13 protein-coding genes, 1 tRNA gene and 1 rRNA gene are annotated in these 13305 nt (G+C 33.7%); 11 read left to right on the forward strand and 4 right to left on the reverse strand.

Going from position 1 to position 13305, the window contains the following annotated elements; all coding sequences use genetic code 11:
• Positions 1-36 precede the first annotated feature (36 nt).
• The 3 genes from rrf to A8B35_RS02495 all read left to right on the forward strand — a co-directional run bounded on the left by rrf (position 37) and on the right by A8B35_RS02495 (position 911).
• A 5S ribosomal RNA gene (gene rrf / locus A8B35_RS02485) occupies positions 37-147 on the forward strand.
• A gap of 100 nt (positions 148-247) precedes the next feature.
• Positions 248-320: transfer RNA gene (locus tag A8B35_RS02490), tRNA-Met, on the forward strand.
• A 135-nt stretch (positions 321-455) separates the two neighbouring features.
• Complete coding sequence (locus tag A8B35_RS02495) at positions 456-911, forward strand: hypothetical protein (protein WP_068471694.1); 456 nt, start codon at positions 456-458, stop codon at positions 909-911.
• On the opposite strand, the gene A8B35_RS02500 is transcribed toward A8B35_RS02495, so the two are convergent.
• From A8B35_RS02500 to modB, 3 genes are read right to left on the reverse strand one after another with little or no spacing between them, the layout of a single operon-like run.
• Positions 908-2587 carry an RluA family pseudouridine synthase gene (locus A8B35_RS02500; protein ID WP_068471695.1) on the reverse strand — a complete coding sequence of 560 codons (1680 nt, stop codon included), beginning with the start codon at positions 2585-2587 and terminating at the stop codon, positions 908-910. The two genes, A8B35_RS02495 and A8B35_RS02500, sit on opposite strands and share 4 nt — an antisense overlap.
• A 49-nt stretch (positions 2588-2636) precedes the next feature.
• Positions 2637-3728: a molybdenum ABC transporter ATP-binding protein gene (gene modC / locus A8B35_RS02505; RefSeq protein ID WP_068471696.1), complete on the reverse strand. Its 1092-nt coding sequence runs from the start codon at positions 3726-3728 to the stop codon at positions 2637-2639.
• Between the two features lie 3 nt (positions 3729-3731).
• Positions 3732-4412: a molybdate ABC transporter permease subunit gene (gene modB, locus A8B35_RS02510; protein ID WP_068471697.1), complete on the reverse strand. Its 681-nt coding sequence runs from the start codon at positions 4410-4412 to the stop codon at positions 3732-3734.
• Between the two features lie 432 nt (positions 4413-4844).
• On the opposite strand from modB, the gene A8B35_RS02515 reads away from it, so the two are divergent.
• From A8B35_RS02515 to A8B35_RS02550, 8 genes are all read left to right on the forward strand, one after another.
• A complete protein-coding gene (locus A8B35_RS02515) occupies positions 4845-5969 on the forward strand; it encodes an adenylate/guanylate cyclase domain-containing protein (RefSeq protein WP_068471698.1) in 1125 nt (374 codons plus the stop codon).
• A gap of 272 nt (positions 5970-6241) precedes the next feature.
• A complete protein-coding gene (gdhA, locus tag A8B35_RS02520; RefSeq protein ID WP_068471699.1) occupies positions 6242-7579 on the forward strand; it encodes an NADP-specific glutamate dehydrogenase in 1338 nt (445 codons plus the stop codon).
• Positions 7580-7798: 219 nt separating this feature from the next.
• A complete protein-coding gene (locus tag A8B35_RS02525) occupies positions 7799-8572 on the forward strand; it encodes a TatD family hydrolase (RefSeq protein ID WP_171973142.1) in 774 nt (257 codons plus the stop codon).
• 49 nt (positions 8573-8621) lie between these two features.
• On the forward strand, positions 8622-9647 hold the full coding sequence (locus A8B35_RS02530) for an asparaginase (protein ID WP_071792524.1): 1026 nt from the start codon (positions 8622-8624) through the stop codon (positions 9645-9647).
• Between the two features lie 148 nt (positions 9648-9795).
• Positions 9796-10614, forward strand: a complete 819-nt coding sequence (locus tag A8B35_RS02535; protein WP_068471701.1) for a MotA/TolQ/ExbB proton channel family protein — start codon at positions 9796-9798, stop codon at positions 10612-10614.
• Between the two features lie 7 nt (positions 10615-10621).
• Complete coding sequence (locus A8B35_RS02540; protein ID WP_068471702.1) at positions 10622-11068, forward strand: hypothetical protein; 447 nt, start codon at positions 10622-10624, stop codon at positions 11066-11068.
• A gap of 9 nt (positions 11069-11077) precedes the next feature.
• On the forward strand, positions 11078-11653 hold the full coding sequence (locus tag A8B35_RS02545) for an ExbD/TolR family protein (protein WP_068471703.1): 576 nt from the start codon (positions 11078-11080) through the stop codon (positions 11651-11653).
• Positions 11654-11658: 5 nt separating this feature from the next.
• A complete protein-coding gene (locus A8B35_RS02550; protein ID WP_068471704.1) occupies positions 11659-12132 on the forward strand; it encodes an ExbD/TolR family protein in 474 nt (157 codons plus the stop codon).
• A 62-nt stretch (positions 12133-12194) separates the two neighbouring features.
• Here the strand turns inward: A8B35_RS02550 and cobT are convergent, their stop codons facing one another.
• Positions 12195-13253, reverse strand: a complete 1059-nt coding sequence (cobT, locus tag A8B35_RS02555; protein WP_068471705.1) for a nicotinate-nucleotide--dimethylbenzimidazole phosphoribosyltransferase — start codon at positions 13251-13253, stop codon at positions 12195-12197.
• Between the last annotated feature and the right edge of the window lie 52 nt (positions 13254-13305).

A 13305-nucleotide genomic window follows, 5' to 3' on the forward strand; every position in this document is an offset into this window, starting at 1 on the left:
CTTTATACTTACTACTTTATACTTGAAACAAAATATTAAGGTGGTTATAGCGTAGGGGTTCCACCTCTTCCCATTCCGAACAGAGAAGTTAAGCCCTATAGCGCCGATGGTACTGCAGAAATGTGGGAGAGTAGGTCGCCGCCGACCTTTAAAGAAGAGCAATTACATTTATTTGTAGTTGCTCTTTTTATAAAAAAGATGAGTCAAAGGACTCGTAAAAAGAGATTGTAATAATACAAAGATATATTGCGGGATGGAGCAGTTGGTAGCTCGTTGGGCTCATAACCCAAAGGTCATCAGTTCGAGTCTGGTTCCCGCTACTCAGAAAGCCGAAAGATTAAGTTCTTTCGGTTTTTTTTGTTTATCCAAATAGTTAATATTTTATTAAGATCTTGATAGTCTAAGATTTTTGGATTACCTTTAATGGTGATCTGATTAACTTAACTATTAATCTTATGAACTCTTCACAAATCCCTACCAATGTTACTTTTAATTTTTTAAAGGATTCTCCAGAATTTCTAAACTTAGTTTTAGATAATATAACTACCGTAGTTATGTTGTTAAATAATAAAATGGAATTGGTGGCTTTTAATGAAACTATTAAAACTGTTTTTCCTTATAGTAAGCATAAAGACTTAAAGTATGTTGATTGTGGCAGAGCTTTAGGGTGTCTGCCAAATATAGATCAGCATAAGGGTTGTGGTAATAATGTTGGTTGTAGTAACTGTGAGTTGAGATTATGTGCTATAAATTCGTATTTAGAGAATAAACCCACACATAGAAAAAGGATTACTAAAGAGGTATATTCTGATGATAGAACTACAAAGCAAATCGAATTAGTTTACTCGACTAGAACATTTGTTTTTAGAGGTGAAAAATATCTTCTCTTATTGATAGATCCTGTTAATTAAAAATTTGGATCTACCTGAAGGGTGATTGTTTTTTGTGTTCGGGGATGCTTGAACTTTATATATTCAGCGTGTAGGCATAATCGTTTACTGCGAGTTCCGTATAAATCATCTCCTATAATTGGAGTATTTAATCCATTAGAATGTGAAGCATGAACTCTTAATTGATGGGTTCTACCTGTTAATGGATAAAAATGAATACGTGTTTTATCTTCTTCTATACCGATAATTTCCCATTTTGTAACAGCAGGCTTTCCATGATCATAGCAAACTAATTGATGCGGCCTATTATCTAAATCAACTCTTAACGGCAGTTTAATATAACCACGAGATTGTTCTATTACACCATCTAGAAGTGCTACGTATCTTTTTTTTATGCTTCTATCTAAAAACTGTTTCTGTATGTGCTCATGAGCATCTTTGTTTTTTGCAATTATTAATAAACCAGATGTAGACATATCTAACCTATGTATTATCACAGGGCCTGTGATTGTAGGATACATTTTAATTATTCTGTTTGCAACACAGTCGTTTTCTGTTTTCCCTGGAACAGATAATAAGTTTTCGGGTTTATTAACCACTACAATATCATCATCATCATAAATAACTTCTAGATCTTCAGTATGCTTTGGAATAAGTAATAGAGGATTAATATCTAATTCAACCCCTTCAAGCATATGTCCTAATATGGGTTTACACTTACTTTTACACGAAGGGTAGTAATATTTGTGTTTTCGAATTTCGGAACTAGGAGATTGCCCCCACCAAAATTCACACATACATATTGGTTGAAGCTGATTTTTGAATGCGTATTGCAATAGTTTTGGAGCAGCACATTCTCCTGCTCCTGCTGGAGGAACCTTTTGTGGTGTATTTTTGAATATCTCTGCTACGGATAGCTTCTGACCTTTGATATTTAAAAATTGGTATTGATTGAATAGTTGTTGTTGTAAATCTGCTGATTTTTCTTTTCGTTTACTTTTTAAAGTATCAATCTCATTTTCAAATTTCTCAAGTTCAACTTCAATAAGGTGTAACTCATCATTTAGGTTCTTATTTAGTACTTTATAATCGTATTGATGTTTTAAACTTTCGTTTTTTAGTTCTTCTTTTAAGATTTCAAATTGCTCTTCAGATAAGTGAGCCTGGGCATCCTGTCTTTTTTGTTTGCGTACTTTCTTAGCAAGTTTCATCTCTTGTCTAAATGACTTGAGTTGCGACTCTGCGTTACTTTTTTGGTTAAATAACTTTTCTTTTATCTGAATATATTCAGGTGCTTCTTCTAAGTTTTTAATGGTTTCATTAATTAGGCTAAGTTCATCTTCACCAACTCTAAAGAAACTACCTTCTTTTTGAAGGTCAAATATCGGGGGAACAAAATGAGGGAGTTGATTTTTGCCAGCTAGCTTGCCCGAAAACGCAGATAAATAACCAAGTTGATCATTTTGGTTTTTTACTACCAAAACACCAAACATCTTTCCTACATTGCTTTTATTAACTCTTTCTTGAATTCCAAAATCATGTTGCCAGTCATTCTGGGATAGTAAATGCTCTTGTAACTCTTGAGCTGCTATCTCTGCTAAAAGATGCGGTTCGTAATTAAAGGGAAATGTAAAATTACAAGGTAACTCTATATTTGATATTTGTGTTTTGAATGTTGTAAACAATGATTCTTGCATATGATGTTTGAAACTAGAGATGCAAAAATACAAAGCTTTAGCTAATTAACTAGAGCTTTATAGAATCTAAAGAAAGTGTTTTAAACAGACAATAAACATTTGTACCAGTTTGGATCGATAAAATTCCGAGAGATGCTTTACTTACTTCACAAATTAGGGGGAAGCCGCAATCTACTAGGCATAAGGTTCGAGGGGCATCTTCATAAATATTTGTTACAATTCCTTTAATTTGGTTCCTGAATGATGTGTTTTTAACAGCTTCTGTCGCTATAACAATATCATCTGGTTTAAGAAACACTCTAACTTGATCGTTTACATTATAGTTTTGCTTATTTGGCTCAAATAGTATGTTAATTTTATTGCCATTGTTCATTCCATTTAACTGGATAATTCCTTGTTCATTCTCTATTGATTTTACTTGCAAATCGATAATATTTATAACTCCAGGGAATAAGTTTTTCAAGTGTTTGTTTTGTATGATATTTTGTAAACTATCCGACGAAGTTATCTTCCCATTTTCAATAATGCATAATCTATTGGTTAGTTTGAGGATGTCAGGAAGATCGTGACTTACCAGTAGAATTGGTATTTGAAGTTTTTTTGCAGCAGTAGCTATGTATGGAATTATTTGTATTCTAAGCTGTTGATCTAACGCACTAAAGGGTTCATCAAGTAATAACACTTCAGGATTTGTGAGCAATGCTCTTCCTAGAGCTACGCGTTGTCTTTGTCCTCCTGAAATATTTTTAGGTAAATGATCTTGTAAATCTCTTAATTCTAATAGACTAATTATTTCTTCGTAGTTTAATTTAGAGTTGGCGTTGCTAGTAAATCTTTGTCCGTATAAAAGGTTCTTTTTAACGTTAAGGTGAGGAAATAGTCTCCCCTCTTGAAAAACATATGCTACCCTACGTTTATGAGTTGGAACAAAAATCTTTTTGTTAGAGGAAGAAAGAATGCGGGTCCCAACTTTTATTTCACCCTCATATCTCAGTCCAACCCCACTGATGCATTGTAATAGCGTAGTCTTTCCCGCACCACTTTTGCCAAATATACCTGTGATTCCGGGTGGGAAACTATTTTTCATCTTAAAATCGAATGTGCCAACTTTTAAGGATATGTCAATTTCTAAACTCTGCATAGTTTATTTTGTTAGGTTTTTCTTTTTCTGATAGAAATATTCCGAGCCAATTATTGCAGCAAAAGATATTATTACTGAAACCCCGACTAAATAGAATGTCTGATGTTCTTGTCCAGGAACTTGCATCTTTGCATATATTGCTAGAGGTAATGTTCTTGTTTCACCAGCAATATTTCCTGCAAAAGTTATTGTAGCTCCAAATTCACCTAAGCTTCTGGCAAATGCTAGAACAAATCCTCCAAGTATTCCGGGTGTAGCTAATGGTAAGGTTATATAAACGAAGGTTTGTAAAGGCGATGCACCTAGTGTTTTTGATGCCTGTTCTAAGTTTGAGTCTACCATTTCCATGGCTACCTTTACAGATCTCATGATTAATGGAAAAGAAACAATTGCACTCGCAATTACAGCCGCTTCAAATGTAAATGCTATTTTTATGTCAAATGTATTTTTAAGGAATGTACCTAACAAACTATTTGACCCTAATAGGATCAATAGCAAATAACCAGTTGTTACAGGTGGCATTACCATTGGCAAATGAAGAACTGCTTCAATAATTGATTTGCCTCTAAAGTTTCTGCGTGCCAAAAAATACCCTATTATAATCGCAATTGGCAATGCTATTATAGAGGTATAAAGGGCTACTTTTAGTGATAACCAAATAGATAAATAATCGTTTGATGTCATATTTAGGTTGTTTTTCAATTTATCACTAAAGTGATGCCATAAATATTTAAAGAATGTAATAACCAAAATCTAGATCTACTAAAAAACTCATTCATAATCAATAATAGCACTTATATTAATTTCGTTTTTATAAGAAAAATAATAACGGTTTTTCATTCAAGGGTATTTACTACATAATTGTAAGTTAATAGTAAATGCGAAAATACATTTTTAGCACTTTCTGTACATATATTATTAGTCAATGGTATAATTTAATTTGTACATCTCAACGTTTTGTTGAATAAATCCATTTGTTCATGTAATAATAACTATAGTTAATCACTAAGTTTTAACATTTGTAAGCTATAATAAGTAAAAATAATTGTATTAATAAAAGTTAAATTTTTAGGAACTCATATTGATACGACCAATTTAATCCCTTAATATAAGCTTATGCATCAAACAAAGCGTAAAAAATTACTTTTAGTAGATGACATGGATGTCATTTTAGACGTAATTATTATCCACCTCGATGAATTTGAGCAAAATTTTGAGTATGTGCGTGCTAGTAATGGCAGGGAGGCTTGCAAACTTGCGTTGTTAGAACAACCCGACCTTATATTAATGGATTGGGAAATGCCGGTTATGAATGGAATAGAGGCTCTCGGGATTCTTAAAAAGAATGCAAGAACAAAAGATATTCCAGTTGTTATACTTTCAGGTTTTACTGAATCCGATAATGTTAAGGTAGCTCTTGAAACAGGTGCTTTAGATTATATTAGGAAACCAATTGATTCTGTTGAATTGATAGCTCGTGTCAGATCTGTTCTGGCATTAAATTCTGCCTTTGAAGCCCTCAAAAAAAAATCTCGGGAACTCGTAATTGAAAGAGAAAAAGTTGAAAAAATACTCCGAGGAGTTATTCCTTCTCAGGTTATAAATGAGATTAAGGATTCAGGACAAATAAAACCCAAGCGATATAAACATGCCTCAGTTATGTTTGCCGACTTAGTTGGTTTTACTCAAAAAACCAATAAGATGTCACCAAAAAGGTTGATTGATGAGCTAAATGATATCTTTTCGGCTTTTGATAGAATAGTTGCTAATAATAATTGTACTAGAATAAAAACAATTGGCGATGCATATCTAGCTGTTGCAGGTTTACCCATAGAAGATGATGATCATGCGAAGAACCTTGTAAATGCAGCAATAGAATTCAGAAGATTTATTGCCCAAAGAAATAAAACTAAAAATATAGAGTGGGATTTAACTGTGGGAGTTAATAGTGGAAGCATAATTGGGAGTTTAATTGGCCACGAAAACTTTTTGTTTGATATTTTTGGAGATAGTGTAAATGTTGCTGCCAGGTTACAAGGTCAATGCTTACCAATGCGAATTGCAATTAGTGAGAGTACGTATTATGGAGTATACAAGTATTATAATTGCAGTTTGAAAGGTAACGTTGAAATGAAAGGCGTTGGAAGTATGAATGTTTATAATATTATAGATGACTATAGTCAGTCTAGGATCGATTTAATTGATTTTGCTAAGGACGATTTTTTTTATAATATTTTTTAAGATATATGAAGAGCTTAGCCTAAGTATCCTAACTTTCATAAATAAAGATTTTCTAGACAAAATGATAATTATTGTTATTAATCTTATGTGATTTTGTTATTATAATTAAAAACGATTATCTAATTACTTATAGCTTCATTTTTTAACTTTTGGATAAAAATATAAATAAGGTTTTTAAAGCTGCTATTATTTCGTGTACCTTGTTATATGTCATGATTTCGATAATCTTTAATATCTATTTTTGATTAAATTAAACTTAAAATATAACTATCATGGAGGCACAAATAAAGGAGTTCATGGATGGTGTTAGGATGAAGAACCCTGGCGAAGATGAATTTTTACAAGCAGTAGAAGAAGTAGTTGAAACAGTCTGGGATTTTTATCAAGAAAACCCTCATTATAAAAAGGCCAAAATTCTTGAAAGAATGACAGAGCCTGAGCGTGTGATCATGTTTCGTGTTCCATGGGTTGATGATAATGGTGAAGTTCATGTAAACAGAGGCTTTAGAGTTGAGTTCAATAGCGCAATAGGCCCCTATAAAGGAGGTTTACGTTTTCACCCAAGTGTTACATTAAGCGGATTAAAGTTTTTAGGCTTCGAGCAAACCTTTAAAAATAGTCTTACGAGTCTCCCAATGGGTGGTGGAAAAGGAGGATCAGATTTTAACCCAAAAGGTAAAACTGATTTTGAAATTATGCGCTTTTGTCAAGCCTTTATGAGCGAGTTGTACCGTCATATAGGACCAAATACAGATGTGCCTGCCGGAGATATTGGTGTTGGCGGAAGAGAAATAGGTTACCTATTCGGGCAATACAAAAAATTACGTAACGAATTTACTGGTGTATTAACTGGTAAAGGAATTGAATATGGAGGAAGTCTTATTAGACCTGAGGCTACTGGTTATGGAGCCATTTATTTTGTGCGCGAGATGTTGGCAGAAAAGGATGATTCTTTAAAAGGTAAAACTGTAGCTTTATCTGGGTTTGGTAATGTTGCTTGGGGCGCGGCTACAAAAGCTGTAGAGCTAGGAGCAAAAGTGGTTACATTATCAGGACCAGATGGATATATTTATGATGCTGAAGGAGTAAGTGGAGATAAAATTGATTTCCTATTGGAGCTTAGAGCTTCAAACCAAGATATTATTAAACCATATGCTGATCAATTTGGTGTTGAGTTTTTTGAAGGCAAGAAACCTTGGGATCAAAAAGTAGATATTGCAATTCCATGCGCTATTCAGAACGAACTCAATAAAGAGGATTGTGAATTGTTAATTGCCAATGGTTGTACTTTAATTGCTGAGGCTTCAAATATGGGTTGTACAGCTGAAGCTGCTTTTTTAGCATCAGAGAAAATTAGCTTTGCTCCAGGAAAAGCAGTTAATGCCGGAGGAGTTGCTGTTTCAGGATTGGAAATGAGCCAGAATAGTATGCGAATTAATTGGAGTGAAGAAGAAGTTGATCAAAAACTCAATCAAATTATGACTAATATTCATAAGGTTTGCGTTGAGTATGGAACTGGATTTGATGGTTCTGTAAATTATATAAAAGGTGCTAATATTGGTGGTTTTGTAAAAGTAGCCGATGCGATGATGGCACAAGGAATAGTATAAAGACATAAATCTTTTGAAATATAAATAGCCTCGAAGAAACACTCTTCGAGGCTTTGTTATAATAGTTAGGATATACAATAATGTTAGAATAATTAATAATTTTGCAAATTAGGTTAGTATGTCTGTCTTTAAACAGTTCAGTGCTGTTGTTGGTTATTCTATTGTAAAGATTCTAATACTAATTATTATACAAAGAATTTAAAGTAAATTACTACTATTATGATTATTGATACGCATTCACATATCTATTCAGAACAATTTGATGAAGATAGAGATGCAATGATCCAAAGAGCTTTTGAAAGCGAAACTCAAGTTATTTTAATGCCGAATGTTGATGTAGCTTCAATTGAACCCATGCTTCAAATAGAGGCTAAGTATCCTAATAATTGTTTTTCAATGATGGGTCTTCACCCTACATCTGTAAATAAAGATTATCAGTTGCAGCTAGATGAAATGTATAAAGCTCTTTCTCAACATAAATATATTGCAGTTGGAGAAATTGGTATTGATTTATATTGGGATAAAACTTTTGTTAATCAACAAATAGATGCATTTAAGCAACAGATTACTTGGGCTAAAGAATTTGATTTACCGATAGTGATTCATGCTCGAGATGCTTTTGACGAAGTTTTTCAAGTTATGGATGATGTGGGAGTGCGTGATATCAAAGGAGTCTTCCATAGCTTTACAGGTAATTATGATCAGGCTATTAAAGCACTAAGTTACGATGGATTTAAGTTGGCGATCAATGGAGTGGTTACCTTTAAAAATTCTGGATTAGATAAAGTAGTGGAGCAATTATCATTAAACGACTTAGTATTGGAGACTGATGCGCCATATCTAACACCTACTCCTCACAGAGGAAAAAGAAATGAACCTAAATACATCAACTTAGTTGCAAAAAAAGTTGGAGAGATATTTGATGTATCAACTCAAGAGGTTGCAACGATTACAACACAAAATGCAAGAGCTTTATTTGCTTTGCCAGCATAAGAATTATGCAAAGTAGAATTCTATTATCAATTTTAAATACCCTAGATAAGTGAAGAGAAGAGTACTAATTATATATACAGGTGGAACAATTGGGATGGTTAACGATCCTGAAACAAACTCTTTGGTGCCGTTTGACTTTGAGTTAATAGAAGAGAAGGTTCCTGAATTAAAACGATTTGATTTTGTTGTCGATTCTACAACGTTTAATCCCATAATAGACTCTTCTGATATGAACCCTGAGGTATGGGGGAAAATTGGTGTTTTATTAGAAGAAAACTATGATCTATATGATGGTTTTGTTGTATTGCACGGAACAGATACGATGGCATATACGGCAAGTGCGCTTAGCTTTATGGCGTATAACCTTCGAAAACCTATTGTTTTTACGGGGAGTCAGTTACCAATGGGAACCCTTCGTACTGATGGGAAAGAGAATCTAATTACGGCTTTAGATATCGCCTCAACTTATCAGGATGGATTACCGATGGTACCTGAGGTATGTATCTTTTTTCAAGATAAGCTATTTAGAGCAAATAGAACTACCAAATATAATGCAGAGCATTTTAGAGCCTTTAGGTCTGATAATTACCCACCTCTTGCTGAAGTTGGAATACACATAAAATATAATCATCCTTATATACTTAATACCGAAGAAAAGGGTGAATTTTTTGTGGCTAAAAAAATGAATACTAATGTTGGGTTGTTAAAGGTATTTCCGGGTATGGACAGGAGTTTTTTAGAAGCAGTTTTAAATGCCCCTGGTTTAGAAGCGGTTGTTCTTGAGACATTTGGATCTGGTAATGCACCTACTAAGAAGTGGTTTTTAGAAGCTATTGAAAAAGCTGTCCAAAACGGATTAATAGTTCTAAATGTAACACAATGTTTAGCTGGTCACGTTGAAATGTCAAGATATGAAACGGGCGTTCATTTATTAGAAGCAGGAGTATTTAGCGGCTATGACATCACCACAGAGAGTGCTATTACAAAATTGATGTATTTGCTAGGTAATTGTGAAAGTAAAGAAGAAATTAAAGTAAAGTTAAATAAATCATTAAAAGGCGAAATATATATTTAGGCTTTGTATTTGCCGATTTTTTTGTATTTTGCGCATCTGAAAAATTCAGGATTTCAATTATTAACTTGTTTATTGCGAATAAGAAGGGATTTATAGCATTAAACTACAGTATTAACAAACTAATACAAACAAAAATTTTTTACAGACTATGAAAAAGCTATTTGCGTTTTTTGCAGTTTTCGGGATGCTAACATTAGGTGCATCAACAATTTATGCTCAAGATGAAACTGGGGCAGAAGTAGAAACTGTTGCTGAAGAAGGAGCTACTGAAGAGGTAGCAGTTGAAGAGGTTGCTGAAGAAGCTGCTACTGAGGTAGAAGCTGAAGCACCTAAGGGTATTCACAAACAAATTAAAGCGAAATTCATCGAAGGTGGTGCTGGTTTTATGAGTTTTGTAGTATTAGCATTGATTTTTGGTTTAGCGCTTTGTATTGAGCGTATTATTTACCTAAATCTTGCATCTACAAACACTAAAAAACTTCTTCAAAACATTGAAGACGCTTTAAATGAAGGCGGTGTAGAAGCTGCAAAAGAGGTATGTCGTAACACACGTGGCCCTGTTGCATCTATCTTTTACCAAGGTTTAGATCGTTTCGACGAAGGTATCGATGTTGTTGAAAAGTCAGTTGTTTCTTACGGATCTGTTCAAATGGGTCTTTTAGAGAAAAACCTTACTTGGATTTCATTATTTATCGCTCTTGCTCCTATGTTAGGATTTATGGGTACGGTAATTGGTATGATTGACGCGTTCGATAAAATCCAATCTATGGGTGATGTTTCTGCAACAGCAGTAGCAGGAGGTATTAAAGTTGCACTTATTACAACTGTAACAGGTTTGATCGTTGCAATGATTCTTCAAATTTTTTACAACTACATCGTTTCTAAAATTGATGGTATTGTAAATAATATGGAAGATGCTTCTATCTCTTTATTAGATATTTTATTAAAGTACAACATGAAAAAATAAGTTAAACATGAGTAAACTTGCAAAAATAATAACTTATATACTATTTGCGCTAATTGCTGTTTCTGCTGTTTTCGTTGTTATGCTCTTTACGGGTGGCGAAGTTGTAGGAGAAACATACTATACTCCTGTTTATACTGATAATTTTTTGAATTGGGCTAAGTTTTTAGCAGCAGGTGCTGCAGTCCTAACTTTATTATTTGAAGTGTATCATGTTATAGTAAGTCCAAAAAATGCTGCACGTAGTTTAATTTCTATTGCGATATTAGCAGTTATTGCATTAGTATCATACAGCTTAGCTGATGATACTGCATTACAGCTTGGTGGATATGAAGGAACAGATAATGTACCTTCAATGTTAAAAATGACTGGTGGTTTTATGTATAGTACATATATCCTTTTAGGGGGTGTAATTGTATCTATCATTGTAGCTGAGGTTTCAAAAATGGTTAAATAGTAGTTAATTATGGGAAAAAGATCTGTACCAGAAGTGAATGCCGGGTCAATGGCCGATATTGCATTCCTTCTACTCATATTCTTCCTTGTTACAACTACCATGGATACCGATTCAGGTTTATCACGACGTCTTCCTCCTCCAGTGGAGCAAGAGGAAACAGATACTCCTCCTATTAAAGAAAGAAACGTTTTTACGGTTCTTTTGAATAGTAAAAATCAACTTCTAGTAGAAGGGAAACCCATGCGAGTTGAAGAACTCAAGGATGCTACGAAGGAATTTATTTTGAATGAGGGTCGAGATGAAAAATTACCAGAGTTTAATCAGGTAGAAATTGATTATTTCGGCTTATATGAAGTTTCAAAAGGAATTATCTCGTTGCAAAATGATAACGGAACTCAATATGCAAAATATCTAATGGTTCAAAATGAACTTCAGAGAGCATATAGTGAGTTGAGAAATGAGTTAGCTCGAAGAAAATTCAGGAAGGATTATGCCGACATCGAAGATGAGGAACAAAAGGCAATTAGAAAAATCTATCCACAAAGAATTTCTGAGGCAGAACCTAAAAATATTGGTAAAAATTAATTGGTATGGCAAAGTTTAGAAAGAAAAAAAGTGGAGAGCAACAAGCGATCAACACAGCTTCTTTGCCTGATATCGTATTTATGCTACTTTTCTTTTTCATGGTTTCAACAACTATGAAAGAGGTAACTTTAAAAGTTAGTATACAAGCTCCAGAAGCGACTGAGTTAGCTAAGTTGGAAAAAAAGAGTTTGGTAACTTACATTTATGTTGGTGTGCCTACAAAGCAATACCAATCTATGTATGGTACTGAGCCTAGAGTACAACTGAATGATCAGTTTGCAACTGTGGCAGATATTCAAAGTTACATTGCACAAGAGCGTGATGCTATGAAAGAGAATGATCGTCCAAAGATGACTACCTCAATCAAAGCGGATTATGATTGTCCAATGGGTATTATTACTGAAATTAAACAGGCACTGCGTAAGGCACAAGCTTTAAAAATTAACTATTCAGCTCGACAAAAAGTTGAGTATAATTAGTAGTTAATTATGAAATATAAAAAAAGGGATTCGTAAGAATCCCTTTTTTTGTGCTCTATATTTTATAATACGCTTTCCCCGTGTTCCGTTGTATCTGTAATATCAGCCTCTTCAAAACTAGTCATGTCATTTATCATGGCAATTGCACCTTCAATTATTGGATACGCCAATGCCGCACCTGTGCCTTCACCTAATCTTAAATCAAGGTCAAGTATTGGATTTCCTTTCAGAAAGTTTATCATTAAACTATGACCGCCTTCTTTTGATTCGTGTGAATGAATTACATAATCAATTACATTATTATTGATCGCATGTGCAGCTAGTAAGGCTGAGGTTATAATAAAACCATCATTGATAATTAGCATATTAAGCTCCGCAGCTTTTAACATACCGCCTGTTATAGTGGCAATCTCGAGTCCTCCAAATTGGCTTAGAATATCGATAGCGTCGTTTGAACTTAGGTTATTCTCTATGGCAGTGTTTAGTACTTTAAATTTGTGTTTTATGCCATCTGTATTAAGCCCACTTCCTGCACCTACACATTCTTTAAGTGGAATATCAGCATATAAACTTAAAAGTATTGAAGCAGGTGATGTATTTCCAATACCCATTTCACCAAAAGCAACTACATTGCATCCTTTTTTGTGAATATCAGCAACTATTTTAGCGCCATTTTCTATTGCCTGAATGCATTCTTTTCTTGTCATAGCTGATCCTTTCAGGAAGTTGCCTGACCCTTTTTTTACTTTAGCATTTATTATTGAAGTTGATTCGTTAAAATCATAATCTACCCCAGCATCTACAATACTTAACTCTATATTGTATTGTTTAGCTAAAAGTCCTATACCACCGCCGCCTTGTGAAAAATTAATCATTTGTTGCCATGTGATTTCTTGAGGACATGGACTAACACCTTCTTCGCAAATATTATGGTCTGAACCAACAACTACAATATGAGGTTTGCTTAGTTTTGGTTGAAGTGTCTTTTGTATTCTAGCAACTTGAAAAGCTATTTTTTCGAGTTTACCTAATGACCCAAGTGGTTTAGTTTTGTGATCAATCTTGTACTTTATCTTATTATCGAGATCTGTACAAATTGGATTTATTTTGAAGTTTATCATTATTCTTGATTTAAGCTTATTTGTTCAATTATAAATATGTTTTGCCTGGAGA

It is taken from the genome of Saccharicrinis aurantiacus (assembly GCF_001660705.2).
Classification (GTDB): Bacteria; Bacteroidota; Bacteroidia; order Bacteroidales; family Marinilabiliaceae; genus Saccharicrinis; species Saccharicrinis aurantiacus.

Excerpts from the sequence above, each read along its gene's own strand:
- modB (WP_068471697.1), bottom strand. The coding sequence starts at position 4,412 with ATGACATCAAACGATTATTTATCTATTTGGTTATCACTAAAAGTAGCC.
- cobT (WP_068471705.1), bottom strand. The coding sequence starts at position 13,253 with ATGATAAACTTCAAAATAAATCCAATTTGTACAGATCTCGATAATAAG.
- modC (WP_068471696.1), bottom strand. The coding sequence starts at position 3,728 with ATGCAGAGTTTAGAAATTGACATATCCTTAAAAGTTGGCACATTCGAT.
- gdhA (WP_068471699.1), top strand. The coding sequence starts at position 6,242 with ATGGAGGCACAAATAAAGGAGTTCATGGATGGTGTTAGGATGAAGAAC.
- A8B35_RS02550 (WP_068471704.1), top strand. The coding sequence starts at position 11,659 with ATGGCAAAGTTTAGAAAGAAAAAAAGTGGAGAGCAACAAGCGATCAAC.
- A8B35_RS02495 (WP_068471694.1), top strand. The coding sequence starts at position 456 with ATGAACTCTTCACAAATCCCTACCAATGTTACTTTTAATTTTTTAAAG.
- A8B35_RS02525 (WP_171973142.1), top strand. The coding sequence starts at position 7,799 with ATGATTATTGATACGCATTCACATATCTATTCAGAACAATTTGATGAA.
- A8B35_RS02515 (WP_068471698.1), top strand. The coding sequence starts at position 4,845 with ATGCATCAAACAAAGCGTAAAAAATTACTTTTAGTAGATGACATGGAT.
- A8B35_RS02535 (WP_068471701.1), top strand. The coding sequence starts at position 9,796 with ATGAAAAAGCTATTTGCGTTTTTTGCAGTTTTCGGGATGCTAACATTA.
- A8B35_RS02540 (WP_068471702.1), top strand. The coding sequence starts at position 10,622 with ATGAGTAAACTTGCAAAAATAATAACTTATATACTATTTGCGCTAATT.
- A8B35_RS02545 (WP_068471703.1), top strand. The coding sequence starts at position 11,078 with ATGGGAAAAAGATCTGTACCAGAAGTGAATGCCGGGTCAATGGCCGAT.
- A8B35_RS02500 (WP_068471695.1), bottom strand. The coding sequence starts at position 2,587 with ATGCAAGAATCATTGTTTACAACATTCAAAACACAAATATCAAATATA.